The organism is Streptosporangium sp. NPDC053982 (assembly GCF_055585205.1).
Genome location: NZ_JBVJKQ010000025.1, coordinates 13,581 through 40,236, shown reverse-complemented (window position 1 = coordinate 40,236; position 26,656 = coordinate 13,581). Strand labels below are relative to the sequence as shown.

23 protein-coding genes, 1 tRNA gene and 1 pseudogene are annotated in these 26,656 nt (G+C 71.7%); 11 read left to right on the top strand and 14 right to left on the bottom strand.

Annotation, left to right across the window (positions count from 1 at the left end; translation table 11 throughout):
- Nucleotides 1-94: 94 nt before the first annotated feature.
- Genes ACZ6W9_RS34725 through ACZ6W9_RS34705 form a run of 5 tightly spaced genes read left to right on the top strand, consistent with a single transcriptional unit; the run spans nucleotide 95 to nucleotide 4,935 of the window.
- Nucleotides 95-1,507: an FtsK/SpoIIIE domain-containing protein gene (locus ACZ6W9_RS34725; protein ID WP_470121558.1), complete on the top strand. Its 1,413-nt coding sequence runs from the start codon at nucleotides 95-97 to the stop codon at nucleotides 1,505-1,507.
- Nucleotides 1,504-1,707 (top strand): hypothetical protein, encoded by a 204-nt coding sequence (locus ACZ6W9_RS34720; protein WP_470121556.1) that lies wholly within the window; start codon nucleotides 1,504-1,506, stop codon nucleotides 1,705-1,707. The genes ACZ6W9_RS34725 and ACZ6W9_RS34720 overlap by 4 nt, the downstream gene beginning before the upstream one ends.
- Nucleotides 1,704-3,383 (top strand): replication initiator, encoded by a 1,680-nt coding sequence (locus ACZ6W9_RS34715; RefSeq protein ID WP_470121554.1) that lies wholly within the window; start codon nucleotides 1,704-1,706, stop codon nucleotides 3,381-3,383. The genes ACZ6W9_RS34720 and ACZ6W9_RS34715 overlap by 4 nt, the downstream gene beginning before the upstream one ends.
- Complete coding sequence (locus ACZ6W9_RS34710) at nucleotides 3,380-3,574, top strand: helix-turn-helix transcriptional regulator (RefSeq protein ID WP_470121552.1); 195 nt, start codon at nucleotides 3,380-3,382, stop codon at nucleotides 3,572-3,574. The genes ACZ6W9_RS34715 and ACZ6W9_RS34710 overlap by 4 nt, the downstream gene beginning before the upstream one ends.
- Complete coding sequence (locus tag ACZ6W9_RS34705; RefSeq protein ID WP_470121550.1) at nucleotides 3,571-4,935, top strand: tyrosine-type recombinase/integrase; 1,365 nt, start codon at nucleotides 3,571-3,573, stop codon at nucleotides 4,933-4,935. Before ACZ6W9_RS34710 ends, ACZ6W9_RS34705 begins: the two co-directional genes overlap by 4 nt.
- A gap of 233 nt (nucleotides 4,936-5,168) precedes the next feature.
- Here the strand turns inward: ACZ6W9_RS34705 and ACZ6W9_RS34700 are convergent.
- Nucleotides 5,169-5,253: transfer RNA gene (locus tag ACZ6W9_RS34700), tRNA-Tyr, on the bottom strand.
- 335 nt (nucleotides 5,254-5,588) lie between these two features.
- Here ACZ6W9_RS34700 and ACZ6W9_RS34695 point away from each other — a divergent pair.
- Nucleotides 5,589-6,083, top strand: coding sequence for a YajQ family cyclic di-GMP-binding protein (locus ACZ6W9_RS34695; RefSeq protein ID WP_362941771.1), 495 nt, complete (start codon nucleotides 5,589-5,591; stop codon nucleotides 6,081-6,083).
- A gap of 199 nt (nucleotides 6,084-6,282) precedes the next feature.
- On the opposite strand, the gene ACZ6W9_RS34690 is transcribed toward ACZ6W9_RS34695, so the two are convergent.
- Nucleotides 6,283-7,020, bottom strand: a complete 738-nt coding sequence (locus ACZ6W9_RS34690; RefSeq protein ID WP_470121548.1) for a DUF5710 domain-containing protein — start codon at nucleotides 7,018-7,020, stop codon at nucleotides 6,283-6,285.
- Nucleotides 7,021-7,253: 233 nt separating this feature from the next.
- Between ACZ6W9_RS34690 and ACZ6W9_RS34685 the strand changes: the two genes are divergently transcribed.
- Genes ACZ6W9_RS34685 through ACZ6W9_RS34675 form a run of 3 tightly spaced genes read left to right on the top strand, consistent with a single transcriptional unit; the run spans nucleotide 7,254 to nucleotide 9,574 of the window.
- Complete coding sequence (locus ACZ6W9_RS34685) at nucleotides 7,254-7,829, top strand: pyridoxamine 5'-phosphate oxidase family protein (RefSeq protein ID WP_389962581.1); 576 nt, start codon at nucleotides 7,254-7,256, stop codon at nucleotides 7,827-7,829.
- 60 nt (nucleotides 7,830-7,889) lie between these two features.
- Nucleotides 7,890-8,405 carry a SigE family RNA polymerase sigma factor gene (locus ACZ6W9_RS34680; protein ID WP_389962584.1) on the top strand — a complete coding sequence of 172 codons (516 nt, stop codon included), beginning with the start codon at nucleotides 7,890-7,892 and terminating at the stop codon, nucleotides 8,403-8,405.
- Entirely contained in the window at nucleotides 8,405-9,574 is a 1,170-nt protein-coding gene (locus ACZ6W9_RS34675; protein ID WP_470121546.1) for a TolB-like translocation protein, read from the top strand. The genes ACZ6W9_RS34680 and ACZ6W9_RS34675 overlap by 1 nt, the downstream gene beginning before the upstream one ends.
- A gap of 257 nt (nucleotides 9,575-9,831) precedes the next feature.
- Here ACZ6W9_RS34675 and htpX read toward each other — a convergent pair whose 3' ends face one another.
- The 7 genes and pseudogenes from htpX to ACZ6W9_RS34640 all read right to left on the bottom strand — a co-directional run bounded on the left by htpX (nucleotide 9,832) and on the right by ACZ6W9_RS34640 (nucleotide 18,510).
- A complete protein-coding gene (gene htpX / locus ACZ6W9_RS34670) occupies nucleotides 9,832-10,683 on the bottom strand; it encodes a zinc metalloprotease HtpX (RefSeq protein WP_389962590.1) in 852 nt (283 codons plus the stop codon).
- Between the two features lie 309 nt (nucleotides 10,684-10,992).
- Nucleotides 10,993-12,678 carry an NADH-quinone oxidoreductase subunit N gene (locus ACZ6W9_RS34665; RefSeq protein WP_470121544.1) on the bottom strand — a complete coding sequence of 562 codons (1,686 nt, stop codon included), beginning with the start codon at nucleotides 12,676-12,678 and terminating at the stop codon, nucleotides 10,993-10,995.
- Complete coding sequence (locus ACZ6W9_RS34660) at nucleotides 12,675-14,504, bottom strand: complex I subunit 4 family protein (RefSeq protein ID WP_470121542.1); 1,830 nt, start codon at nucleotides 14,502-14,504, stop codon at nucleotides 12,675-12,677. Before ACZ6W9_RS34660 ends, ACZ6W9_RS34665 begins: the two co-directional genes overlap by 4 nt.
- Nucleotides 14,501-16,537: an NADH-quinone oxidoreductase subunit 5 family protein gene (locus tag ACZ6W9_RS34655; protein ID WP_470121540.1), complete on the bottom strand. Its 2,037-nt coding sequence runs from the start codon at nucleotides 16,535-16,537 to the stop codon at nucleotides 14,501-14,503. Before ACZ6W9_RS34655 ends, ACZ6W9_RS34660 begins: the two co-directional genes overlap by 4 nt.
- A gap of 185 nt (nucleotides 16,538-16,722) precedes the next feature.
- Nucleotides 16,723-17,019, bottom strand: a pseudogene (gene nuoK / locus ACZ6W9_RS34650) (NADH-quinone oxidoreductase subunit NuoK); the annotation flags it as partial.
- A gap of 1 nt (nucleotide 17,020) precedes the next feature.
- Complete coding sequence (locus ACZ6W9_RS34645; RefSeq protein WP_362941747.1) at nucleotides 17,021-17,557, bottom strand: NADH-quinone oxidoreductase subunit J family protein; 537 nt, start codon at nucleotides 17,555-17,557, stop codon at nucleotides 17,021-17,023.
- Nucleotides 17,554-18,510 (bottom strand): 4Fe-4S binding protein, encoded by a 957-nt coding sequence (locus ACZ6W9_RS34640; RefSeq protein WP_470121538.1) that lies wholly within the window; start codon nucleotides 18,508-18,510, stop codon nucleotides 17,554-17,556. The genes ACZ6W9_RS34645 and ACZ6W9_RS34640 overlap by 4 nt, the downstream gene beginning before the upstream one ends.
- Nucleotides 18,511-18,774: 264 nt before the next feature.
- Between ACZ6W9_RS34640 and ACZ6W9_RS34635 the strand changes: the two genes are divergently transcribed.
- Nucleotides 18,775-20,682 (top strand): serine/threonine-protein kinase, encoded by a 1,908-nt coding sequence (locus ACZ6W9_RS34635; RefSeq protein ID WP_470121536.1) that lies wholly within the window; start codon nucleotides 18,775-18,777, stop codon nucleotides 20,680-20,682.
- Nucleotides 20,683-20,789: 107 nt separating this feature from the next.
- Here ACZ6W9_RS34635 and ACZ6W9_RS34630 read toward each other — a convergent pair whose 3' ends face one another.
- From ACZ6W9_RS34630 to ACZ6W9_RS34610, 5 genes are all read right to left on the bottom strand, one after another.
- On the bottom strand, nucleotides 20,790-21,731 hold the full coding sequence (locus ACZ6W9_RS34630; RefSeq protein WP_470121535.1) for a hypothetical protein: 942 nt from the start codon (nucleotides 21,729-21,731) through the stop codon (nucleotides 20,790-20,792).
- A 147-nt stretch (nucleotides 21,732-21,878) separates the two neighbouring features.
- Nucleotides 21,879-22,832 carry an NADH-quinone oxidoreductase subunit NuoH gene (gene nuoH, locus ACZ6W9_RS34625; protein WP_362941735.1) on the bottom strand — a complete coding sequence of 318 codons (954 nt, stop codon included), beginning with the start codon at nucleotides 22,830-22,832 and terminating at the stop codon, nucleotides 21,879-21,881.
- A gap of 272 nt (nucleotides 22,833-23,104) precedes the next feature.
- Entirely contained in the window at nucleotides 23,105-23,824 is a 720-nt protein-coding gene (locus ACZ6W9_RS34620; RefSeq protein WP_470121532.1) for an NADH-quinone oxidoreductase subunit C, read from the bottom strand.
- A complete protein-coding gene (locus ACZ6W9_RS34615; RefSeq protein ID WP_179820297.1) occupies nucleotides 23,817-24,314 on the bottom strand; it encodes an NADH-quinone oxidoreductase subunit B in 498 nt (165 codons plus the stop codon). The genes ACZ6W9_RS34620 and ACZ6W9_RS34615 overlap by 8 nt, the downstream gene beginning before the upstream one ends.
- Nucleotides 24,315-24,358: 44 nt before the next feature.
- Nucleotides 24,359-24,748, bottom strand: a complete 390-nt coding sequence (locus ACZ6W9_RS34610) for an NADH-quinone oxidoreductase subunit A (protein ID WP_362941729.1) — start codon at nucleotides 24,746-24,748, stop codon at nucleotides 24,359-24,361.
- Nucleotides 24,749-25,028: 280 nt separating this feature from the next.
- Between ACZ6W9_RS34610 and ACZ6W9_RS34605 the strand changes: the two genes are divergently transcribed.
- Nucleotides 25,029-26,537, top strand: coding sequence for a polysaccharide deacetylase family protein (locus ACZ6W9_RS34605; RefSeq protein ID WP_362941725.1), 1,509 nt, complete (start codon nucleotides 25,029-25,031; stop codon nucleotides 26,535-26,537).
- Nucleotides 26,538-26,656: the final 119 nt, after the last annotated feature.

Sequence of the window (26,656 nt, the reverse complement as noted above, 5' to 3'; positions counted from 1 at the left end):
CTGACATGCAAGCGGGGCCGCCAGAAGCGGCAACTTCCGGCGGCCCCTCGGTTCTCCCTCTCACGCGAATTCAAGGAAGAAGGTCTCCAGCCTAATGTTCCGGAAACTGCCCGGGGACGAGGCGCAACGCCTTGTCTCCACCACCCCAGACACCGCCGTCGTCTTCCGCCCCGCCGTGCTGCGGACCCCGGCGTTCATCACGCTCGTCATCTTCGCCTGGCGGCTGCTGGCCGGCCTGGTGAAGCTCCTTTGGCGGCACCCGGTCGCCTCACTCGTCGTCGCCGCCCCCTGCGCGCTGGCCTGCTGGTATGGCTGGCGGGCGGGCCTGATCTCGATCGCCGCAGTCGTGACCATGCCGGCGTTGTGGTTCACCCTGCACCGGCCCTCGTTCCTGCACCTGCTCGGCTGGCGACTGCTGGCCTTCTGGCGCCTGGTTTGGATCTACCGGCGGCACTGGCAACCGGTAATGATCATCTCTGGATTAGGGCGGCATCTGCGCGGCCGGGACTACCTGCCCCGCCTCCTCGGTGTCCGCTGTACTTCCTGGGCCGACGTGGTGACCGTGAAGATGCTCAGCGGGCAGGCGGTCAAGGACTGGGCCGACCGGCTCGACCAGCTCGCGCACGGTTTCGGCGCCCGTTCCTGCCGCGTCTCCATCGCCCGCGCCGGCCGCCTGCATCTCGTCTTCCCCCGGCGTGACCCGCTCGCCGTCCCCATGCCCGCCGTTCCCATCCCGGAGACGGCATCGGTGGGGCCGGTGCGGGTCGGCACCCGTGAGGACGGCTCGCCCTGGCTGCTGACCGTCCATGGCACTCACGTCCTCGTCGCCGGGGCCACCGGGGCCGGCAAGGGCTCGGTGATCTGGTCGGCCATCCGCGGCCTCCTCCCCGCCGTCCGGGCCGGTCTCGTTGAGATCTGGGCGCTGGACCCCAAGCGGATGGAGCTGTCCTTCGGCCGGTCGTTGTTCGGGAAGCGCTATGCCGCGACTCCGGCCGACTGCGCCGACCTTCTGGAGGCGGCCGTGGCGGTGATGCAGGAACGGGCCGACCGCTTCGCCGGACACCAGCGCTCCCATACTCCGACACCAGAGGACCCCTTTGTCCTGGTGGTCGTCGATGAGGTGGCGTTCCTGACCGCCTACCAGTCCGACAAGGGCCTGAAGCTGCGCATCTCCGCCGCCCTGGCGACCCTCACCACGCAGGGGCGGGCGGTCGGCGTCGGCGTCCTGGCCGCACTCCAGGACCCACGCAAGGAGGTCATGAACATCCGCAACCTGTTCCCCGACAAGATCGCACTCCGCTTGGATGAGTCGGAGCAGGTGGACATGGTCCTCGGGGACGGCGCCCGCGACCGGGGCGCGCTGGCCGACCACATCTCCCCCGTGCCGGAGCAGGGCGCGGGCGTGGCCTACGTGCGGCTGGAAGCCTCCCCTGACCCGATCCGGGTCCGCGCGGCCTATGTCTCCGATGCCGACATCCGTTCCATGGCCGAGGCGGTGGCCGCGTGAGGGTCTGCTTCCACGGCACCGACGAAGAGATCACCCGCATCTGCCGGCGGCCCGTCCTGGCGATGGTCGGCCCGCGCCGTACTCAGCCGGTGGTGGCCTTCGAGCTGTTGAACGTCTCGGTGACCACCGACCCCTACGGCTCGCTGTTCCGGCTGGCCGCGGACCTGACCGAAGTGCACCGCGGGGAGGTGACCGAATGAACCCCGTCAACGACCGCACCCTGACCCGGGCCGAGAGGCAGAAGATGCCCGTCGCGCTGGACGTGGCCGTGGAGGTCGCCAAGGCCAACGGCGTGTGCATCCGCCCGATCCTCCTGCGCCGGCTGGACACTCAGACTGGCCTCAGCGAGGACGTCAATGTCCCATGCGGGACCACCCGGGAGGCGGTCTGCCCGCCGTGCGCCCGGCGCAACAAGCAGCTCCGCAAGGCCCAATGCCGGGAAGGCTGGCACCTCGACCATGAGCCCGTCACCGATCCGGATCCCGCCACCGAGGATCAGCGGTGGCTGATCGAGTTCCGCGCCGACATCCAGGCCAAGCGCGACGCCGCCGAGCGTGAGGGGAAAACCGAGGAGGTCGCCGACTGGGACGCCGCCGTTCAGGCCATCGACGAGGAGATCAATCAAGCTGGGATGCGGGGCACCCTGTCCGGCCGGGCGGCTCCCCGACGCTCCCGCTCGACCCGGCGCCGCCAGGACGCCCCGGACCTGCCCCGGCGGGCCATGCGCCCCACCACCTTGGGGCGGACCTTCACCGGAACCAAAGGCAAGGTGTTCCGGCCGTCGCTGTTCCTCACCCTGACCCTGCCGTCCTATGGCCGTATCCAGGCCGGGCGCGGCGTGCCGGTCGACCCCAGCAGCTACGACTACGCGCGGGCGGCCCGGGACGCGCTGCACTTCTCCAAGCTCGTCGACCGGTTCGTGCAGAACCTCCGCCGGGTGGCCGGCTACGACGTGCAGTACTTCGCCACCGTCGAACCACAGAAGCGGCTCGCTCCGCATCTGCACATGGCGATCCGCGGCACCCTGCCCCGTGCGGAGGTCAAGGCCATCGCCGCCGCAACGTACCACCAGGTGTGGTGGCCGGAAGCCGACGAAGTCCGCTTCGAGGGCGAACACCTGCCCGTCTGGGCTCCGCGCGCAGACCTCCCTGAGGGGCAGAGCTACCCGGACGGCCAGAGCGGCGACTACCTCGACCCCGACACCGGGGAAGTCCTTCCTACCTGGCACGAAGCCCTCGACCGGCTCGACCAGGACGAGACGGCCGAACCCCTGCACGTGATCCGCTTCGGCGACCAGACCGACGTTCAAGGCGTGCTCGCCGGAACCCCGGACGCCGACCAGTGCATCCGCTATCTGTCCAAGTACCTCACCAAGAGCCTCGGGGAGACCCTGGATGCCGACGACCCGGCCCGCCCGGACCACGCGGCCCGCCTGGTCGAGGCACTACGCTACGAACCCTGCTCGCCCTCATGCCCGAACTGGCTCCGCTACGGCGTGCAGCCCAAGGGCGCCAAGCCCGGCATGACCCCGGGCCGCTGCCGGGGCAAGGCACACAAGCCCGAACACCTCGGCTACGCCGGCCGCCGCGTCCTGGTCTCCCGCAAGTGGTCCAACAAGACCCTGGCCGAACACAAGCGCGACCGCCGCACCTGGGCCCTGGAAGCCCTCGGCCTGACCGACGACCCCACCACAACCGACCCGCACCGCTACATCTGGAAACCCGTCCCGGCCGGCGACGCCGACACCCCCTCGCTCGCGCTACGACTGCTGCGCATGGTCGCCGAACGCCAACGCTGGCGAGCAACCCTGCTCGCCCTGGACGCCAGAGCAGAGGGACAACGGATTCCGGCGGTCGAGATGCGGGAGGCGGCATGAACAGGAACCGTGACGAGCTGATGACCGTCCCGGAGATCCTCGACGAGCTGGGCGGCGTCTCCCGGCGCACCTTCTACCGCTGGCGCGAGATCGGCCACGCACCGCAGGGGATCAAGCTCCCGAACGGCGAGATCCGCGTCTGGCGCAGCGAGTTCACCGCCTGGCTCGAATCCCTGCGGGAGGCGGCATGAGCACCTCCTACGACGTGAAGTTCTTCGAGATCAGCCGGAACAAGTCCAGCAAGACCCCGTCCTACGTCGTGCGCTGGTCGGTCGCCCGGAAGCGTTCCTCGAAGACCTATCGAACAAAGGCGCTCGCCGAGAGTTTCCTGTCGGACCTTCGGCAGGCGGCCAAGCGCGGTGAGGCGTTCGACATCGAGACGGGTCTCCCCCAGTCGATGATCAAAGCGAAGGACGCCAAGACCGTCCTTGAGTTCGTCACGGCCTTCATCGAGATGAAGTGGCCCCACGCGGCGGCCAAGACCAGGGACGGCATGTCCGACGCGCTCGCGACCATCCTCCCCTCGCTGACCAAGGACCGTCCGGGCCGTCCTGATGCCGAGACCCTGCGGGCGGCTCTCCGCAAGCACCTCCTCTTCCCGGAGGACAGGAGGCCGGCGGCTCCCCCGGAGATGGCACAGGCGATCCGCTGGCTTCGGTCCGCGTCGCTCGACCTGGCCGCCCTGAATGACGCCAAGACGGTACGGCTGGCACTCGACGCACTCGCCCTCCGCCTCGACGGCAAGGCGGCAGCGCCGAACACGATCGCCCGTAAGCGGGCTGTCTTCCATGCCGTTCTTGAGTACGCGGTGGAGCTGGAAGAGCTGTCGGCCAATCCGCTGCACAAGGTCAAGTGGAAGCCGCCCAAGGTCACCGAGACCGTGGACCCTCGCGTGGCGGTCAATCCGCGGCAGGCTCAGGAACTTCTGACCATGGTCACCTACGTGGGTGGCCGGGGCAGGGGCCGGCGGCTCATGGCGCTGTTCGCCTGCATGTACTACGCGGCGCTGCGCCCGGCCGAAGCGGTCGGCCTGCGTCTCCAGGACTGCCACCTGCCTCCCAAGGGCTGGGGGCGGCTGACGGTCGATGTCTCCCGGCCGGAGGTCAACACTCGGTGGACCGACAGCGGGGACGCCCACGAGGAACGCGGGCTCAAGCATCGGGGCCGTGACGACGTGCGTCCGGTGCCGATCCCGCCGACGTTGGTCAAGATCCTCCGGGAGCACATCGCCGAGTACGGCACCGGTGAAGATGGGCGCCTTTTCCGGAGCGAGCGCGGCGGGGTGGTCGCCTCGACGGCCTACACCGAGGTCTGGCAGGAAGCTCGAAGACTGGCCTTCACTCCCGCCCAGGTGGCCTCTCCCCTCGCCCGCAGGCCGTACGACCTGCGGCACGCGGCGGTGTCGCTCTGGCTCAACGCGGGCGTCTCGGCTCCCGACGTGGCGGAGCGGGCCGGGCACAGCGTGGATGTGCTCCTACGGGTCTACGCCAAGTGCCTCGACGGGCATAAGGACGTGGCGAACAAGCGGATCGATGAAGCGCTGATCGCGTGAGGCGCATGCCGTACGACCAGGACCCCGGAAGCGCTCTGGGGTCCTTCGGCGTTCCTGGGCCGGTTCCCGTCTCCGGGTCGACCGAAAAGCCCCGCGCGACCTGGGGAAACACGGCCAAGATCATTGCACGCATATTGGTGGACCGGCGACAGGCGGCGGCTCGGAGTGGCGTACGGCTGCATGGTCCGGAAAAGCAAAAGAGGCCCCGTAGGGCCTCTGAGCTGCCAGTTGGCTGGTGGCAGGTGCAGGACTTGAACCTGCGTAGGCTGAGCCGACGGTTTTACAGACCGCTCCCTTTGACCACTCGGGCAACCTGCCGCGTCATCCGCTCCAGGCGGCGACATGAGAAAGAATAGCGGACTTCGGGGTGTGACGTGACATCGGCGGGATCCAGCCCGTACGGGCCCGCCACGCGGGGATCCGGGCCCCTGTACGGACGCCCCGTCATGCGGGGATCCCACCGCCACGGGGATCCCGGATGCGGAGGCCTCGCCGTACGGGACTCTGCCGCACGGGATTCCGCGGGGGCGGGCCGACCGCGACGGAAGGACGATCACTGTCACCTTCGTCGGGGTGTTGACGGTGACGTTCGATGTGTGCCGACCGGTGAAAGCGCTAGTGTCGGCGGGAGACTTAGAGAGGACAGCCAAGGCATGGCCGACAGCAGTTTCGACATCGTCAGCAAGATCGACCACCAGGAGGCCGACAACGCGCTGAACCAGACGGTCAAGGAGGTCGGGCACCGGTTCGACTTCAAGGGCACCGGCGCGAGCATCGCCTGGGCGGGCGGGCAGAAGGCCGTCGAGATCCGGGCCAACAGCGAGGAGCGGGCCAACGCCGTCCTCGACGTCTTCAAGGACAAGCTGATCAAGCGCGGGCTCTCCCTCAAGGTGCTGGACGCCGGTGAGCCCAAGCTCTCCGGCAAGGAGTACCGGCTCATGGTCAACCTCAAGGAGGGCATCGACCAGGAGCACGCCAAGAAGATCTCGAAGATCATCCGGGATGAGGGTCCCAAGGGCGTCAAGGCCCAGATCCAGGGCGAGGAGCTGCGGGTGAGCTCCAAGAAGCGGGACGAGCTGCAGGAGGTCATCGCCCTGCTCAAGGGCAAGGACCTGGAGATCGCCCTGCAGTTCACGAACTACCGTTGACGCCCGGGGAACCAAGGCCCTGATCTTCGGCGTCAGGGCCTTGCGCTCCCGGGAGGGCGCACCGGACGCACCCAGGCCACGCGGGCAGCGCACCTGACAGAGTCCACCCTCCCGCTTCCCGTCCGCCGTGGGAGAAGGCACACGCCGTACAGAGCCCACTCTCCCGCTCCACGCCCACCGAGCGGGAGGGCACGCGCCGTCAGAGGGTGCGACGCCACCGGCCCGTCTCCGCGTCGGTCGCCCGCGCCGCTCGCAGTCCCTCCTGGGCGGCTTGATCGCGCGCCTCGGCCTCGGGGGGCCGGGCGAGCGTCACTCCGGCGTTCGTCAGAACGCCCAGGTCGAGTTTCCAGGTGAAACGCGAACGGTGCCGCCAGAGCTCGAACGCCTCATCGACATGACGCCGGGCCTGGACGGAGGTCATGCCGGTCACCGTACAGAGGTGGGCCAGGGCCTGCGCGTCCACACCGCGAACGGTGGCCAGCCCGAAGTGCGTGGCCGTGTGGCAGTCGCTGCAGAGGCAGATCAGCCGGCGGAGGTGCTGCGTCAGGGTGGCGTCGTCGTAGGCCCATCGTTCATGGGCTTCGAGGTAGCGGCGTGCGCCGCGGTCCTCTCCGCGGCCGCACGCCTCGCAGCGCCGTCCGGCGCGCTCGGTGATCATCCGGCGGAGTCGTTCCCAGTCCTTCTCGCTGACGCAGGTCCGGACGTTCGTGAACCAGCACGAGGAAGGCACGAGATCGGCGAACAGCCCCGTTCCCCATGAACGGTCCTCCCCCGGCAGCAGGTCCGGCACCGGAGGCATGGCCGTCCATCGGTCGAGGGCGGCCATGCCGTGGCGAGGGGCGTACCAACGGCGTGCCTGCGGGTCCCATCGCGCCCCGAGCGCCTTGGCTTCGTCTTTCTGACCGTAGGGGACGTCGAGCCAGATCCGCTCCACCATGTCCGTCCTCCCTGCGACACAGGCTTCCAGGATGAGTTTTTACCGTGGAGCGGAATCAGGATACCGAGCGCATCCCTCCGTGAGGGAGAACCCCGGCGAAGGGAGCCGACGCGACGAAGCGGACGGTGAACACCGAGACCGGCGTCGCTCGTGAGCCGGACTCCTTCAAGCCCCGGCGGGATTCGCGGAACCGGCGAGTGCCTGGAGAACAGCCACTCGCTATCTTCCCTTTTATGGGGAAAATTCATGACAGGATCGACGATCGGCTGCGCGCGTTCATCGAGGCGCAGCCGGTCTACTTCGTCGCCACCGCCCCCGAACAGGGCGGACACGTCAACGTCTCCCCCAAGGGATACGCCGACACCTTCGCCGTCCTCGGCGACACCACCGTCGCCTACCTCGACCTGGACGGCAGCGGCGTGGAGACCATCTCCCACCTCCGCCAGAACGGCCGCATCACGATCATGTTCTGCGCCTTCTCCGGGTCGCCCAACATCGTCCGCCTGTACGGCACCGGCAGGGTCGTCGTCCCGGGCGACCCCGACTTCCCCGAGCTGATCCGGAACTTCGGCCCGCACCCGGGCGTCCGGACGATCGTCGTCGTCGAGTGCGACCGCATCGCCGACTCCTGTGGCTACTCGGTGCCGTTCATGTCCTTCGACCAGGACCGGACGCTGCTGGACGAGTGGACCGGACGTAAGGACGTCCAGCGCAGACGTGCCTACCGGGCCAAGCACAACCGCGAGAGCATCGACGGCATCCCCGGCCTCGCCCCCGAGGAGACCGACCCTGTCGCCCACCATTCCTGAGAGCGGGGTTCCAACCCGGCGGTCCTCATCCGCGTTCATTACGGGTGAGAGGAGACCGCATTGGATCGCTATGACGGCTTCCGTGAGTTCGTCCGCGCCCGTCAGCAATCGCTGGCCCGCAGCGCGTACCTGCTCACGGGAGACGCCCATCTCGCTGAGGACCTGCTGCAGAGCGTCCTCGCGAAGGTGGCCGGACACTGGCCGAAACTCCGACTGAACGGCAACCCAGAGGCGTACACGAGAAAAGCACTGGTCAACGAGTACCTTTCGTGGCGGCGCCGTATCAGGAGGGATCTGCCGAGCGCCGATCTCCCCGACCATGGATGCTCCCATGACGATGCCACGCTGAACCGGATCGTCCTCGGCCAGGCCCTCCGGCGGTTGACCGCCCGGCAACGCGCCGTGATCGTCCTGCGCTTCTATGAGGACCGGACGGAACGTGAGACCGCCGAGTTGCTCGGCTGCTCGGTCGGCACGGTCAAGAGCCAGACCCACCACGCCCTGGGCCGCCTACGCGCGCTCGCGCCCGAACTGGCCGGGCTGTTCTCCGACGCCGCCCCCCAGGAGGTGACCTGATGACCCGGCTGCACGACGTGCTCGCCGAGATCGCCGACGAGGTCCCGGCCATGGATCTGGCCGACCGCGCCATCACCCGGCACAGACGCAGACGGCGGATCACCGTGGCGCTCACCGCGACCGCCACGGTGACGGTGGCTCTGCTGGGCGTCGGGGTGGGTACCGCCCTGTCGCCCTTGCCGCGGTTCCGGGAGAGTCCGATCACCGCCGCCTCCCAGGCTGAACCGTACTGGTGGGAGATCAAGTCCGTACCGCTGCCGGATCGGGGCGCGGCCCAGGTCCGTTACGCGTACCTGGGGTCGTGTGCCGGAGGAGCGGCGACGCCGGATTGCAAGGGCGGCTGGCGGGTCGTCACCCAGGACGGCAGGACCTACGACGTGGTTCAGGCGAACGGAGACTCCGCGGTGGACACCGGCCCGTTGGCGATCACCCCGGACGGCCGGACGATGGCCTACTACAACCGGCAGAAACAGGCATTCGAGGTGCGTGACCTGAAAAGCGGGAAGGTGCTCACCGCCCCGCTCAAGGTTCTCCCGAGACAACTGCAGGGCGATGTGTTCCTGCGTCTGTCGGGCAACGGACGTTACCTGGCGTTCGCCGCCTTCTCCGGCGGGAACGAGCCCGGTGCGCTGGTCGACATGCACAACGGCCGGGTGACGACGCTTCCCGCCGACTGGATGCCGGTGAGCGTCGGCGACGACGGGACCGTGCCGGTGGCGAACTGGTGGGACATGTCGTCCCGGATCCGGCTGGTATCCCCGGCCGGTAGGGGGCGCAAGGTGACGATCCCCGAGTACGGTCAGAACTTCAGTCCCCTCGCCCCGGACGGCCACACCATGGCCATGGTCGGAAAGGCGACGGGCAGCGGACCGTCCTGGAAGGACAGCACGCTCCTGCCTTTCGACGCCGTGACGGGCGAAATCGGGAACAGGGTGACGGTGCGCGGGCTGCCGGAGGGCACCGGCGCGTCCAAACTGGGCGCCTGGTTGAACGACACCGAGGTCACGGCGCTGGTACGCCGAGTCGACGGGATGGGAGGGAGACCTGGCGCAAAAAGCCCGGAGGTTCTCTACGCAGTGGACATCCGGACGGGTCGTGCCCGTCCGCTGGCGACCTACCGGCCCCCGGGCTTAACCGCCGCTCTCTTCCTGCCCGGCGTCGTCTACTGAAGGACGGGGGCACCGATCACGGTCTCCCGAGGGGCGGGACAGCGCCCATGCCCCGCTCGGTCGTCCCGGCTCCGGTGCTCCGGGCCGGGACGGCATCGGTGCTCCGGGCCGCCGGGCCGGGCCGGCGCCGGGTCGGCTCATCGGCCCGGAACATGGGCTTCGAGGTTCGGCTTCCGGCGGTGACGTGCCATCGGCCCGGTGGTCGAGCCCCGGAAGCCAGGCTGACCCCCGAAGGTGGTCAGCCTGGCCCCGGAGACTCAGCGGCGGTAGCCGGCCATCCGCTCCAGGCGGGCGACGCGGTCGGCGGTGGGCGGGTGGGTGGAGAACAGGCGGCCGATGCCCGCCCCCCTGAACGGGTTGGCGATCATCAGGTGGGAGGCCGAGGCGATGCGGCCGTTCTCCGGGAGCGGCAACTGGCGGGCACCCATCTCGATCTTCCGCAGGGCCGAGGCGAGGGCCAGCGGGTCGCCAGTGAGCCGGGCGCCGGACTCGTCGGCCTGGTACTCCCGGGAGCGGGACACAGCCATCTGGATCATCCCGGCGGCGACCGGGCCGAGCACCATCATCAACAGCGCGCCGACGAAGCCGGGGCCCTCGTCGTCGTCCCCGCCGCCGAAGAACATACCGACGTAACCGAGATAGGTGATCACGGTGGCCAGCGCGGCGGCCACCGAGGAGATCAGGATGTCGCGGTTGTAGACGTGGGACAGTTCGTGCCCGATGACGCCGCGCAGCTCCCGCTCGTCGAGGAGCCGGGTGATGCCGTAGGTCACGCAGACTGCGGCGTTGCGGGGGTTGCGGCCGGTCGCGAAGGCGTTGGGCTGCATCGTCGGCGAGACGTACAGCCGTGGCATGGGCTGACGGGCCTCGGTGGAGAGCTGACGCACGATGCGATAGAGGGCCGGCTGCTCGACCTCGCTCACCGGGCGGGCGCGCATCGCCGACAGGGCGATCCGGTCGGAGAAGAAGTAGGCGAAACCGTTGGAGGCCAGCGCGATGAGAACGGCGATCTGCACGCCCGCGCCGCCCCCCAGCCAGGCGCCCACCGCGATGATGATCGCCGACAGCGTGCCGAGGAGGACCGCGGTACGCAGACCGTTGTGGCGCACTGCACCATCCTTCCGGTTGATGCGATCCGGCTGATGCCGATTCACCAGTGCCAACGTTTTCGGCCAGGTCGAACGTTCCCCTGCCAGGCCGGACGTTCCCCGAGCCGTCCAGCCGACGGTGGTGAGGCGGTCTCCGGGGAGATCCGGCCGATGGCGACGGACGGTCTGCCCGCAGGCCCGGCGAAGGCGATGGGCGTGCCCCGCACGGGCCCGGTCGACGACGATGCGGAGTCCGGAGCACTCCACCGGCGGCGGCGATGCGGGAGCCGGAGCACTCACCCGCCCACGGCGACGCGAGGGCCGGAGCACTCACCCGGCGGCGATGAGCGCCTCGGGCAGAAGAGCGAGCACCGTCTGCGGGGCGACGGAGAAGAGCACGGCGACGGCGGCGGCCAGGGCGATCGCCACACCCGCCGTCACCTGTCCGGTGCGGCCCCCGTTCCCGTCGGCCGGAGCCGGGGCGGTGGGCGCGGCGGGAACGGGGGCCGGGGTGAAGATCCGTACGACCCAGGCGATGTAGTAGTACAGGCCGATCACCGTGTTGACGGCCATCACGGCGGCCAGCCAGCCCAGCCCGCCGCCGACGAGCTCCCGGAACACCACGATCTTGGCGAACAACCCGGCCAGCCCCGGCGGAAGACCCGCCAGGCAGATCACGAAGAAGGCCAGCAGCGGGCCGGCGATCCGGCTGCGGGCGGCGAACCCGCGATAGCCGTCCAGCTCCCCTGATTCACCGCGTCGCGCCGCCAGCATGACGACCGCGAAGGCGCCGAGGTTCATCGCCGCGTAGAACACCAGGTAGGCGACGGAGGCGTTCATCGCCCGCTCGTCGCGGATCGCGAGGGGGGCGAGGACGTAACCCGACTGGGCGACCGACGACCAGGCGAGCAGCCGTACGGCACGGCGCTGCCGCAGGGCCAGCAGGTTTCCGGCGGTCATGGTCAGCGCCGCGACGACCGCGACCAGCGGCGCCCAGACCGGCGCCAGGCCCCGCAGGCCGCCGATCAGGACGAGGATCAGCCCGGCGAACCCCGCGGCCTTGGAAACCACGGAGAGAAGAGCCGCCACGGGGATGGGGGCGCCCTCGTAGACGTCGCCCGCCCAGGCGTGGAACGGCACCGCGGCCACCTTGAAGGCGAACCCGGCGAGCACCAGGACCGCGGCGACGGCGAGCACGGGCGGCAGGTCGTAACCGATCTGGAGCGAGGACACGTACGCTCCTCCGGCGTCGCCCGCCGTGACGGCGCCCGGCCCGGCCGCCCCCGCGCCGGAGCCGGATACGGGGCCCACCGCGGCCCCCGGCACCGCGTGCAGCGCCCGGGACAGCCGTTCGAGGTAGACGGTGCCGGTCAGGCCGTACAGCAGGGATACCCCGAAGAGCATCACGGCCGTGGAGACCACCGAGACGAGGAAGAGCTTGACGGCGGCCTCGGAACCGCGGCCGTCGTAGCGTCTGAGCGCGGTGAGGGCGAAGACCGGCAGCGAGACCAGCTCCAGCGCGATCACCAGCATGACCAGGTCACGGGAGGCGGGCAGCGCGACCGCGCCGGTCAGCGTGCAGAGCAGCAGGAAGTGCCACTCACCGGCGGGGATGTCACCGAACGACAGCTCGCTCATCGACAGCAGCACCACGATGATCCCGGCGGCCAGCGCGAGCCCGGCGAAGACCAGGGTGAAGCCGTCCACCACGAACGAGCAGGGGGGCGCGGCGCCCGCCTCCGGCACGGTGACCGGGAACGACGCGCCGGGTCCGGGGGCGGCGGCGCCCGGCAGGCCGGGGGGCACGCAGAAGGTGCGCAGCGGTCCCGTCGCCCGCACGGCCTGGGAGACCACCACGGCGAGGGCGCCGCCCACCCCGGCCAGCGTCACGATCCCGAGCAGCGGCCTGGCGTACGGCCTGCGGGGCAGGAAGACGTCCAGAAGCAGCACGAGCCCGGCGGCGAGCGCCAGGATCAGCGGCGGCGCGACGGCGTAGTAGTCGATCGGCTGGATCACGGCGCCCCCAGGAGGCTTCGGGCCACCGGGCCGATGACGTCGAGCAACGCCTTGGGCCACAGGCCGAGCAGCAGGATCAGCGCCATGAGCGGCACCCAGGCGACGAGTTCGTGGGGCTCGATGTCCCGGATGCCCCGCATGCCCCGCCGCCCGTGCTCCCCTCCGCGGCCGGCGTTGTCCACGGCCGCCGAGTCCTCTCCGTTCTCGGCGTCCGCCGGGGCTCCGGCCGTTCCCACGTCTGTCGTGCTCTCACCGCTTCCGGAGGCTCCGGCGGCCCGGGAAGCTCCGGCGGCTCCGGAAGCGCCCTCGTCCGCCGCGCTCATCTCTCTCCCCGCGTCCTCGGTGCCGGCGCGCCCCGCGTCGCCGGCGCCGCCCACGTCCGCCGGGCCGACGGCGGCCAGCACCGGGGCGTGGACGGTCTCGACGGGCCGGCCGTGGGTGACGCGGGAGAGCATGGACAGGAAGTACGCGGCGGTCAGGACGGTGCCGAGGCCGCCGAGGGCCATGAATACGAGGTAGAGGAAACGCGGCAGGCCCGCCGCCGGCCGGAACGCCCCCAGAAGGGAGAGCATCTCCCCCCAGAAGCCCGCCAGACCGGGCAGCCCCAGGGAGGCGACCGCGGCGAAGGTGAGCACGGAGCCGAGCCGGGGCAGGCGTGCCGGCATCCCGCCGCCGAGCGACGGGATCTCGGCGGTGCCGTAGCGCTCCTTGATCGAGCCGACGACGAAGAACAGCAGCGCGGTGATCAGGCCATGGGCGACGTTGCCGAACAACGCCCCGTTGAAGCCGGCCGGGGTGAGCGCGGCGAAGCCCAGGAGGACGAAGCCCATGTGGCCTATGGAGGAGTAGGCGATCATCCGTTTGAGGTCGCGCTGGGCGAGGCAGGCCAGGGAACCGTAGATGATGCCGATCACCGCGAACGCGCCCAGCCACGGGGCCAGGACGGCGGCGCCGCCGGGGAGCATCGGGATGGCGATGCGGGCGAAGCCGTACGTGCCCATCTTGAGCAGGACTCCCGCGAGGAGGACCGAGCCGACGGTGGGCGCCTCGGTGTGGGCGTCGGGCAGCCAGGTGTGCAGCGGCCACATCGGGGTCTTCACCGCGAGGCCGGCGCCGACCGCGAGGAAGGCGAGGATCTGCGCGGTACGGGACATGCCGGTTCCGTGGGCGCGGGCGAGGGCGGTCATGTCGAGGGTGCCGGTCTGCGCCCAGATGAGCAGCAGGCCCATCAGGAGCACCACCGAGCCGAGCAGCGTGTAGAGGATGAACTTGGTGGCCGCCACCCGGCGGCGACGGCCGCCCCAGACGGCGATCACGAAGTACATCGGGATGAGGACGACCTCGAAGAACACGAAGAACAGCAGCAGGTCCAGCGCCAGAAAGGCGCCGATCATGCCCACTTCGAGGACGAGCAGCGTGAACACCAGGGCACGCGGGCGGCCGGAATGATCGGAAAGGCCGGAACGGTCGGAGCGGCCTCGGCAGAGGTAGGCGAAGCAGAGACAGGTCAGCAGCGTGGTCAGCAGGACCAGCGGCAGTGAGACGCCGTCCACGCCGAGGTGGAACCTGAGGCCCAGGCCGGGGATCCACGGCAGGTCCGTGACGAACTGCATCCGGGCCGGGTCGTCGTGGTCGAAGGCGACGGCCAGGGCGGCCGACAGCGCGAGCGTGATCCCGGACACCACCAGGCCGTACCGGGGGAACCACCGCTCCCGGGCCGTCGGACCCTGAGCCGCCGAGCCCCGGGCCGTCGAGCCCGCCGGAACGGCCAGCAGGGCCGCTCCGGCGAGTGGGACCGCGAGCAACGCGACAGGCAACCAGCTCATCTCAGCATCACCGCCCCCACCGCGAGAAGCAGGACGCCCGCGAGCAGTCCGGTGACGTAGAGCTGGGCGTTGCCGTTCTGCGCCCGGCGGACCAGGCCCGCCAGTCCGGTGACCGTCCGGCCGGAACCGCGCACCGCTCCGTCCACCACGCGGCCGTCGGCACGGGCGACCACGTACGCGAGGAGCAGCGTGGGACGGACGAACACCGCGCGGTACAGCGCGTCGACGGAGAACGCCCGCTCACAGGGTCCTCGCAGGGGACCGAGCAGCCGGGCCGGGTCGCGCCGGGGGGCCGCGCGCCACACGGCGTGGACCGCGCCTGCGCCCAGCAGTGCGAGCGCGACGCTGAGGACGGCCGTGCCCCAGTGGATGTGGAGCACGCCGGGCAGGCCCAGGAGCAGGGCGGGAACGGCGAGGATGATGATCGGCCAGCGCATCACGGCCGGCGCCTCGTGGACGGCGGGCGGTGCGGCCTCGGAGACGGCGGACCCCGGAATGGCGGGCTCGGGGACGGCGGACCCCGAAACAGCGGACGATGCGGGCCCGGGAGCGGCGATACCGGATGGGCCGGACGATGCGGGCCCGGGAACGGCGGTATCGGGCAGACCGGAGGGGGCGTGCTCACCGAAGAACGTCCGGAGCCACGCGCGGGCGGCGTAGGCGCCGGTCACCGCGACGGTGGCGAGCGCGCAGCCGTACAGGAGGAGGGCAGCGGGGGTGGCGAGGGTGCCGGCGGACAGGGAACGCTCGACCGCCGCCAGCACCTCGTCCTTGCTGAAGAAGCCGCTGGCCGGTGGGAGACCGGCCAGGGCGGCGAACCCGATCGTCATCGCCGTGAAGGTGACGGGCAGCTCCCGGCGCAGGCCGCCCATCGCGCTCATGAGGTTGGAGCCGACCGCGTGGATCACCGCCCCCGCGCACAGGAAGAGCAGGGCCTTGAAAGCCCCGTGGGTGATCAGGTGGAAGATCGCCGCGTCACGGGAGCCGGCGGCCAGGGCCCCGGCCATGTAGGCGAGCTGACTGATGGTGGAATAGGCCAGCACCCGCTTGAGGTCGTCCTGCGCCAGGGCGGCCAGCGCGGCGCCGAGCATGCCGAGCGCGGCCATGACCGCCAGCACGTCCAGGGCGGGCCCGGCGGCCAGGAAGACCGGGTAGAGGCGGGCGACGACGAAGATGCCGGCCGCGACCATGGTGGCCGCGTGGATGAGGGCGCTGATCGGGGTCGGACCGGCCATCGCGTCGGGGAGCCAGGTGTGCAGCGGCACCTGGGCGCTCTTCCCGGCGACCCCGGCCAGCAGCAGGAGGGCGGCGGCGAGGATCGTGCCGGGAGGCAGCTCCGGGAGCCTGGCGAGGACGTCGGCGATCCGGAAGCCGCCGGCCGCCGTGCCGAGGACGAAGACGCCGAACAGGAATCCGACGTCACCGATCCGCGTGACCAGGAACGCCTTGATCGCCGCCCGCGAGTTGGCCCGGTCCTCCCACCAGTGCCCGATCAGCAGGTAGGAGCACAGGCCCATGACCTCCCAGCCGACGTAGAGGACGAGGAGGTCGGCCGCGTAGACGACCAGGAGCATGGCGCTGGTGAACAGGCTGATGAACGCGCTGTAGGAGGGGTAACGCCGGTCGCCGCGGAGGTAGCCCACGGAGTAGACCTGGACGGCGAGCGCCACCACGGTGACCAGCACCGCGATCGTCGCGGCGAGACCGTCGACGAGCAGCCCCACGGAGATCGGCGCCGAGCCCGTGTCGACGGTCACGGACGCCGTGGCGACACGACCGGTGTCGGCCGAGCCGGTGAACCGGGAGAGCCAGTCACCTCCCCCGGCGGCCCGGCCGGTCCGTATGGAGTACGCCAGCCAGATCGTGAGCAGCGTCGAGACCGCGGTGGGCACGATCGCGATCCAGGCGGCCCTCCGGTTCGCGGCCGTGTCCGCCGCCGCTCCGCGGAGCCCCTTCGGGAAGCGGGAGCCCAGCAGGCCGATGGCCGAGGCGGCGAACGGCAGCAGGACGGCGAGGACGGCGGCGGTGCTCACGGGCCCTCACCGGACCTGGGGGAAGACGGGGACGGAGAGGTGGCCGGAGACGACGGAGGCACGGGTCTGGTGGGAGACGGAGGCCCGGTTCTGACAGGTTGGGAGCCCGGGGAGGACCCGGCGGAGGCCGGTCCGGCGGTGGGTGCGGACTCGGCGGGAGAGGCGGATCCGGCGGGGTCGTCGGCCAGGAGGCGGAGGCGGTCGAGATCGATGGTCCGGCGGTTGCGGTAGAGGGCGAGGACGATCGCCAGGCCGAGACCGACCTCCGCCGCGGCGATCACGATGACGAACAGGGTGAGGACCTGGCCGGCGTGCAGGCGGTCGCGCAGCCACACGTCGAACGCGACCAGGTTGAGGTTGACCGCGTTGAGCATGAGCTCGACGGACATCAGGACGAGGATCGTGTTGCGCCGGGCGAGCACGCCGTACACGCCGATGGAGAACAGCAGTGCCGAGACGACCGCCGGATAGACGATGTGCACGTCAGTCCCTCCCCCGGATGTCGGTGCGGGACAGCACGATGGCGCCGACCAGGGCGGCCAGCAGGAGGACGGAGAGCGCCTCGAAGGGCAGCACCCAGTTGCGGAAGACACTGGAGCCGAGCTCACCGGCCGAACCGCCGCCGGCCCGGAGAGGGGCGTAGGCGGTGCGGAAACCGTCGACCACGACGGTGACCAGGACGGCGGCCGTGGCGAGTGCGACGAGCGCGGCGGCGGGACGGTTCCCGCTGTCGAGGTCGGCCGACCTGCCGATGGGGGCGCGGGTGAGCATGATGCCGAACAGCAGCAGGACCACGATCGCGCCGACGTATATCAGCACCTGGACCCAGGCGACGAACTCCGCCGTCAGGACGAGGTAACACCCCGCGAGCGCGCCGAACGTGACGACCAGCCAGAGCGCCGCGTGGACGAGCTGCCTGGTGGTCACCACCAGCAGCGCCGCCCCGACCGCCACCGCGCCGAGCAGCAGGAAGACGATCTCCTGCCCGGTCGGTGACAGATAGGACGGCGCGTCGGTCACTTCTCCTCCTCGGACTCCTCAGCCTGGTCCGTGGCAGAAGTCTGCTCCGCCGGGCCTTCGTCCGGGGGCACACCACCCTGTTCTGTGGATGACTTTCCGGCGGGCGAGCCGCCTGTGGACGAATCGTCGCGCCCGGAACCACTCCGCGGAGACTCTCCGGGCGGCTCTCCGGCGGGAGGCGCGTCCTTCTTCGGGAGCGCGCCCGGCGGACGGATCGACCGGACGTCCGCGCGCCGGGTCGAGGTCCTCCGTTCGGGACGGCGCGGCTCGGACGCCCCGCCCGGCTCGGAGGACGCGGACGGTCCAGACGGTCCAGACGGCCCGGAGGAAGCGGACGATCCGGAGGAAGCGCCCGGCCCGGGAGGCCCAGACGGCTCGGATGGCCCGGAGGGCCCGGGAGACGCGGACGCCTCGGACGGCGCGGGGGACGCGGCCGGCCCGGAGGGCGCCGGCGGCGTCCCGGTCGCGCCCGCTCCCGGCCGGGCCGGCCCCGCGGTGGTGCGGGGACGCGCGGGACGCGAGGAGGCCGCCAGCTCCTTGGGCGGTTCGGCGTTGGGCTCGTGGGCCGGGGGCGGCGGAACCGTCTGCACCCAGGCCGCCAGCCTGTCCTTCTCGTGGAGGAGGTTGCGGATGTCACCGTCGGCGTACTCGAACTCCGGTGACCAGAACAGCGCGTCGAACGGGCACACCTCGATGCAGATGCCGCAGTACATGCACAGCGAGAAGTCGATCGCGAACCGGTCGAGCACGTTACGGGCACGGGGCCGGCCGCCCTCAGGAGCGGGGAGGGTCTCCTTGTGCGAGTCGATGTAGATGCACCAGTCGGGGCACTCACGGGCGCAGAGCATGCAGACCGTGCAGTTCTCCTCGACCAGGGCGATCACCCCGCGGCTCCGGGCGGGCAGGTCGGGCCTGACGTCGGGGTACTGCTGGGTCACCGACCTGCTCAGCATGTGGCGAAGGGTGACGGAGAGCCCTTTCGCCAGCCCCACTCCTGGTATCCGTGCCACAACACCACATCATGACGCATGGGAGCGCGCCCGGGAATGCGGCGCCCAGCAAAGCGCCCATATCGGACACCGATCCGGCCCGGAAAGTTATCCACAGAAGTTATCCACAGACTGTGTGTTCGAGTATCGGACCCCATCCGAAGGCCGATACGGAAAGGACACCCGCGGAGACTGCGACTGACGGTGGAAATACGTATTGTTCGCGGCATGTCCCACCAGTACGGCCCCGGCCGGTACCCGCAGACGCCTCCGCGGCCCTCCACGGGATGGAGCGTGGCCTGGGCCCTGGTGCCCCTGTTCACCTTCGGGATCGGCACGCCGTTCGTCATCGGCCACGCGGCGCGCCGCCTGCGCAGCCCCGGGCTGGCCTTCGCCACCGTCCTGTACGGCATCGGCGTCGCGACGTTCATGGTCGGGGCGGGCACCTACGGCGACTCGGAGCTGATCCCCACCTGGCTGGACGCCACGATGATGGTCGGCTTCTTCGGCGCGTGGATCGGCGGCCTGGGACACGCGCTGATCATCCGGGGCACGGTGTTCCGGGGGGACGGCTCCGCGCGGCCGGTGACGCCGTACAGGACGTACGAACCGTACGGCGAGCGGTACGGGACGGCGCGCGGCGCGCGGCACGGGTCCTCGCACGAGACGACGCGTCCCTCGCGGCACGGGTCTCCGTCCGAGGCCCCGCGCCGGTCACCGCACGGATCGCACGGATCACACGGATCCCCCGCCCAGCCACCGCCCGGATCGCCGTACAAGCCGCACGAGCCGCGTGAACCGTACGAGCCGTACGAACCGTACGGGTCGCGTGAACCGTACGAGCCGTACGGGTCGCGTGAGCCGTACGAACCACACAAGCCGCGTGAACCGTACGAGCCGACTTCCCGCGGGTCGCGGTACGGCTCGCCGCCCGGCCCGTACGCGCCACCGAGGACGCCTGCGGGACCGGCGGGACCACCGGCCGGGCCGGTCCCGGCTTCGCACGGAGCGGGCCCCATGGCGCACGGGCCGGCCCCGGCGTCACACGGACCGGTCCCCGAGACGCGCGGGCCGGTCCCCGGCTCGCATCGACCGGCATCGGCACCGCACGGGACCGGCCCGGCGTCGCACGGGACCGGCCCGGCATCGCGCGGAGCGGCCTCGGCGTCGCATGGAACGGGCCCGGGGTCGCACGGAGCAGGCCCTGTGACGCCGTACGGGCCGTCGGGGTCGCACACCCCGGTCCACACCCCGGCCGCCGCCGCGCCGTACCCGACTTCCCCCGCCCCCGGCCGGGAGCCCGCCGCCCCGTGGGGGTCCCGGTCCGGCGAACCGCGGGGCGGCCGCGACCGCGAGGAGGGCCGGCTGGGGCCGTACCGGCTGATCGGCACCCTCGGCAGGGGCGGTCAGGGCACGGTCCACCTGGCGCTCACCCCCCAGGGGGAGAAGGTGGCGATCAAGGTCCTGCACGAGCACTTCACCGGCGACCCGATGGTCATGGAACGGTTCATCCGGGAGGTGGAGGCGACGCGGAGGGTGGCGACGTTCTCCACGGCCCGGGTGCTCGACGTGAACATCACCGACGACCAGGCCTACGTCGTCAGCGAGTACGTCGACGGGGTCTCCCTGGAGGAGCTGGTCCGCGAGCAGGGGCCCCGCACCGAGGACGGCCTGACCCGGCTGGCCCTGGCCACGGCCGGAGCGCTGGCCGCGATCCACCGGGCGGGCGTGGTGCACCGTGACTTCAAACCGGCCAACGTGCTGATCGGCGGGGACGGGCCGCGTGTGATCGACTTCGGCATCGCCCGCGCCCTGGACCAGGCGACGGCCACGGCCACGGCCACGGGCAGCGTCATCGGAACCCCGGCCTACATGTCCCCGGAGCAGATCTCCGGCAAGCCCGTCGGCCCGGAGTCCGACGTGTTCAGCTGGGCGTCCACGATGATCTTCGCCGCCTCCGGCCGGGCGGCCTTCGGCGCGGACACCATCCCGGCGATCCTGAACCGGGTGATCACCCACCACCCCGACCTGTCCTCGCTGCCGTCGTCGCTGCGCCCGCTGGCCGCCGCCTGCCTGGACAAGCGGCCCGAGGGCCGGCCGACGGCCGCCGACATCATGCTGCGGATCGTCCACTAGCGATCACCGGACGACGGGGCGGCGGACGGTCGGAGGCCGGAGCGCGGACGGCGGGGCGGCGGACGGAGCGCGGGCGGCGGGAGGGCCGGTGACGGTCCGGTTCCGGGTCAGGGCACCGCGTCCGCGACCCGGCTCGTCAGGTCGAGATACTCCTCACGGCTCAGCGTCCGGGTCTCCAGCTCCAGCCCGTTCCGTACGGCGAAGCGGCGCGCCGCCTCCGGGTCCCAGCGTCCCGGCAGGTGGAACCGGTCGTCCCCGACGATCAGCCCGGTCGTCCCGGAGTCGGTCGAGTAGAGAAGCAGCCGGTCGGCCTCGATCTCGCGGGTCCTGCGCTCGGTCTCCAGCAGCAGCCGGTCGTGCGTCACCGCGAGCCGGCAGTGCGGCTTGCCCTGCCGCTGCAGCTCGCGGCTGTCGGCGGTCTGCCTGCGGGTCCGCCGCCTGCCGATCCCGACCAGGAAGACGGCGGCGGCGCCGGTGGCGGTCAGTCCGGCCAGCACCAGGGAGGTGATCCCGAGCGTGTCCATGCCCCGGGTGACGTCGGTGAAGTTCGTCATGTTGAGGACGACGAGGGCGGCGAAGGCGGCGCCGTAGGCGAGCACCAGCCACATCAGCGCGTACAGGAGCTGCTCGCGCCACCAGACCTGCGCGGGCCCCTTGGGGGGCCGCAGGCTCCGCGGGCCGGGGACGCGCAGCCGGGGCAGGGCGGGGGGCGCCATGCGCCAGCCCACCATGCGCCACCCCGGTGACCGGCGGGCGAGCGCGACGCGGGCCTCCTCGCCGGTGGCGAACCGCCGCTCCTCGAACGTCAGGCCGTTCCGCCGGGCGAACGCCTCCAGGTAGGAGCGCGAGCGGGGGCCGGGGGCCTGCATGATCACCAGGCCGGACTCGTCGAGCAGCGCCAGGCCGTACCTGGTCCCACTCCGGCCCGGGTAGCCGAAGAACAGCAGCGTGCACACCCGGGTGCCGCCCGCGAGCGGCAGCCGTACCGGCGGGTGTTCCGGAACTTCGACGACGAGGTCGTCGTGGTCCACGGCGAGTGCGAGGGTCATCGGTTCCGTCCTATGGCCGTGCTGTCTCACATGCGGGTCCTCCCCCTGCCCAGCCTGCACGTTTTGAAATCCCGGTGGCCGTATCCGGTGGCGCGACACGTGGCCGGAACCGGCCACGGCGCCCGGGAACCGCCGGACGCACCGGGATCAGCCCGCCAGGACACGGACGATCCCGGTCAGCGTGAGCTGGACCAGCGCCAGCGGCACCAGTCCCACCCAGGCGAGTCTCTGGAGCTGGTCCTCACGCAGCCGGGGGTAGCTCACCCGGACCCAGATGACCACGAAGACCAGGGCGGCCATCTTCAGGAGCGTCCAGACGGGCCCGGGGAGCAGCGGGCCGTGCCAGCCGCCCAGGAACAGGACCGTGGTCAGCGCGGACAGCACGATGATCCCGGCGTACTCGGCCAGCATGAACAGGGCGAACCGCATGCCGGTGTACTCGGTCATCGGGCCCATGATGATCTCGGACTCGGCGATCGGCATGTCGAACGGCGGGCGGCGCAGCTCTGCGAGCCCGGCGGTGAAGAAGACGACCGCGCCGATCGCCTGCCAGGGCAGCCACCACCACCGCCACGCCTCCACGATGCCGGGCAGGGAGAGGGTCCCGGCGGCCATCGCGACGCTGGAGGCGGCCAGGACCAGCGGGAGTTCGTAGGAGACGAGCTGGGCGGCCGAGCGGATGCCGCCGAGCACCGAGTACTTGTTGCCCGACGCCCAACCGGCCATGATCGAGCCGAGCACGCCGATCCCCATCACGGCGAGGACGAAGAACAGCCCGGCGTCGAGGTCCACCCCGACCAGGCCGGGCCCGACCGGGACGACCACCAGCACCACGAGGTACGGGATCAGCGCCACCGCGGGGGCCAGGGCGAACACCCGGCGGTCGGCGGCGGCCGGGACGATCTCCTCCTTCTGCGCGAACTTGACCCCGTCGGCGATCAGCTGCGCCCAGCCGTGGAAACCTCCGGCGCGCATCGGGCCCAGACGCGCCTGCATGTGGGCCATGACCTTGTGCTCGGCCTGCCCGGCGATCAGCGGGAGTACCAGGAACGCCGCCACGATCACGGCCAGCCGGACGGCGACGTCGAGCACCACGGCCATAACGCCTCCCAACGCCGCGCCCCGGGGGCCGGGGCCGGGCCTCTCGCCCTGCGCGCCCGCGGGCGGGGGCGGCCGGGTCTGCGGGTCTCCCGGTCATCATGCCCCGGCGGGGCCCGCGGCACCCCCCGCCGCCGCGAGAATCGCTTCCGCCGCCGGGATTCCCGGTCCGCCGCGACGGACCGGGAATCCCGGCGGACGGCCCCGTCGCGACCGACCGGGGATCCCGGCGGACGTCCTCGCCGCGACCGACCGGTCACTCCGGCACGGCCCGGCTACCGCTCCCCGGCGTCGCGGCCCCAGCCTGCGGCGGGCACGCCGGGCGGGAGCGTCTTGCGGCGGCTCGGCGATCCGTGGCCGGACTCGCCCGGCTCCTTGGCGCCGGGCCACGCCTTGGCGACCCGGGCGGCCAGTACGAAGTCCTTGCGCAGCGGGTGTCCCTCGAAGCCCTCGGGCAGCAGCAGCGGCACCAGGCCGGGGTGGTCCTCGAAGACCACGCCGAACATCTCGAAGGTCTCGCGCTCGTGCCAGTCGGCGCCCCGGAACACCCCGACCGCGCTGGGCAGGCGGGGGTCGGCGCGCGGCACCCGGGTGCGGGGCAGCAGGTGGGCGTGGGTCACGGGGTCGTAGATGTGGGCGACCACCGAGAAGGCGTCGGGCGGCTCGTCCACGGCGGTCAGCCAGTCGAAGAACACGTAACCCCGGGTGCGGGCGAACCCCAGCAGGTCGGTCCAGTCGCCGGGCGGGACGTCGGCCGTGGTCTCGCCGAAGGACTCCGACACCTGGACGCGCTCGCCGTACCGGGCGAGGAGGGCGTCCCGCACGGGGGTCGCGGCCCGGTCGAGGGAATCGCCCCGTACGGAGGTCGCGGCCCGGTCGGGGGAGTCGCCGGGTTCCCGGCGAGCGGGTCCAGGGCGCGCGGGCGGCTCGGGGGTCGACGGCCCGGCTCCGGCCTCCGGGCGCGCGGGCGGCTCGGGGGTCGACGGCTCAGACATACCGGTCACCCAGATTCTCGGCGGCGATCTTCTCCTGGAGCATCATGATCCCGTGCAGCAGCGCCTCGGGCCGGGGCGGGCAGCCCGGGACGTAGACGTCCACCGGGATGATCTGGTCGACGCCCTTGGTGACGCAGTAGGAGTCCCAGTAGGGTCCGCCCGAGTTGGAGCACGCCCCGAAGGAGATCACGTACTTCGGGTCGGGCATCTGCTCGTACAGCCGCTTGACCGCCGGCGCCATCTTGTCGGTCACCGTGCCGGAGACGATCATCAGGTCGGCCTGGCGGGGGCCGTTGGCGAACGGGATGACCCCGAACCTGATGAAGTCGTGCCTGCTCATCGAGGTCGCGATGAACTCGATGGCACAGCAGGCCAGACCGAAGTTGAACGCCCACAGCGAGTAGCGCCGGCCCCAGTTGAGGACGAAGCGCATGGGTTTGGGAGCCAGCCGGGAGACCGGCCCCACGGTGGGCATCGGGAGATCAGCCATGTGATGCATTCTCCCTTCCGTGCCGGGCGGCCGGCGACCGGCCGTCAGGCCCAGGTGAGCACACGCTTACGCCAGGCGTACAGGATGCCGAGCGCGATGAACCCCAGGAAGACGAACATCTCCACCAGCGTCGTCGTTCCGAACCCGGGGGCGGCGAAGACCGTCGCCCAGGGGAAGAGGAAGACCGCGTCCACCGCGAAGATCACGTAGAGGTAGACGAAGACGTAGTAGCGGACCTGGGACTGCGCCCAGCCCTCGCCCACCGGGTCGACGCCGCACTCGTAGGTCGCCAGTTTCTCGGGGGTCGGCCGGGCGGGCCTGAGCATCCGGTTGACGGACAACGCCCCGGCGACGATCAGCACCCCGGCCACGAGCAGGGCGAGGACCACGGCGTAGGAGCCGAGATACCCGAGAGACCCGAGAGATACGGTCACGGTCTCCCCTCCCCTTTCCTCGTCGGCGCGCCCGGCGCGGACCCTGCCGCACGTACCGCTCCACCGGCCCCGGACGCTCGCGCCGGGCCCTCCCGTACGCGCTCCTCCACCGGCTCGGGAGCCCGCGGCGGTCCCGCACGCACGCCCTTCCGACCAGCTATATCAGCATCCGCGGCGCCGGTCACCCCGTGGCGGGCCGAAACCCCGGCGCGGCCAAAACCTCTCCGCTGTTACCCCAAAGAAGGGCAAATAGGTATTTATCGCCCCTAGCCTGGCACGCATGCCCAGTCTCCGACTCACCGGAGGAATTGCACTGGTCGTCGCTTCCGTGGCGGGTTGCGGCGCGGTCACCTCCCCCGCTGCCGAGGGCCCCCTTCCCTCGGAGCCCACGATGATCGACTACGTCTCCCCCGCCCGGGTGCGGGGGCTCGACGTCCGCACCGTCTCCCGGCGCGACCCCGGCGGGCCGGAGATGCACGCCGCCTACCCCGCGGTCGCGGACGCCCCCCGCCTCACCGAGGAGCTCCGGCGTACGGTGACCGAACGGCTCGGCCTGTTCGACCGGAGCGTGCGGGCGAGCCGCAAGGGCACCGCGGGGCAGCCGCCCCGCGGCGAGTTCAACGTGGGCTGGCAGTTCGCCGCCGCCTCCGGCGAGGTGCTCGGCGTACGGCTGCGCACCGGCGAGTCCGCCGGCGGCGGCTGGACGGAGTCCCGCACCACCCTCTGGTACGACCGGGTGGACAAGCGCGCCATGGGCTCCGCCGCCCTCCTGCGGGACCGTGCGGCCCTGACCGAGCTGGCCCGGCTCGCCAGGCGGAGCCTGCTGGCCCGGGGAGCGGCGGCGAATCCGCAGGCGGTCACCCCGGATCCGAAGATCTTCGACTCCATCGCCTTCAACATGCACGGCGACCTCGTCGTGGAGTTCGACGACTCGCAGGTCGGCCCGGCCTTCCTCGGCAGGGTCGCGGTGTACGTACCGGCCGGGACCGCCGGGCCCATGTTGTCGCCGACCGGGCTGCGGGCGCAGCGGGCGGCCGTCGAGGAGGCGCAGAGCCGGGCCGCGCCGCCGCCGGTCTCCGCCCTGAAGGAGGCGAACGACGGCCGGCCGGACGCGGTGAGCTCGGGCGGCGGCGTCGACTGCGCGAGGACCAAATGCATCGCGCTGACCTACGACGACGGCCCCGGCGCCGGCACCGCCGGGGTGCTGGACGCCCTGGCCGCGCAGGGCGCGAGGGCCACCTTCTTCTGCGTCGGCTCCAGCGCGGTGGCCCGCCCCGACCTGCTCCGGCGCATGACGGCCGAGGGGCACCTGGTCGCCGGTCACACCTGGTCGCACCGCGACCTGACCACCTTGTCCCGGAACATGATCACCGACCAGCTCGTCCGGGGACGGGACGCGGTCGCCCAGGCCTCCGGGCAGGTCCCCACGCTGGTGCGCCCGCCGTACGGCAAGGTCGGCGACCAGGTCACCGCCGTCGCACGCGAGCTGGGCATGCCGGTGGTCCGGTGGAGCGTCGACACCGGCGACCTCAAGGACCCCGCCCCCGCGGACGTCGCCGCGCGGGCCGTCGCGGGGGCCGCGCGCGGCGCGATCATCCTCATGCACGACACGGGCGGGTCGACCGCCGAGGCCACGGCCGAGGTCCTGCGGCGTCTCAGGGCCGAGGGTTACACCTTCGTCACCGTCCCCGAGCTGTACGGCTCGCACGGGATGCGGCCGGGCGCGGTCCACGACTCCGCCGAGTCCGGCGACCGCGCCCGGGCCCTCGCCAGGCAGACGATGCTCTGACCGGCGGCTCCGTCCGGCGGCCCTCCGCCCGGCGGGCGCGCCACCGCCGTACGGCCGGCACAGCGGCCGCCGGGACCGCCCCGGCCGGCGGGCGACGCCGTGACCTGGGGCCCCCGGGA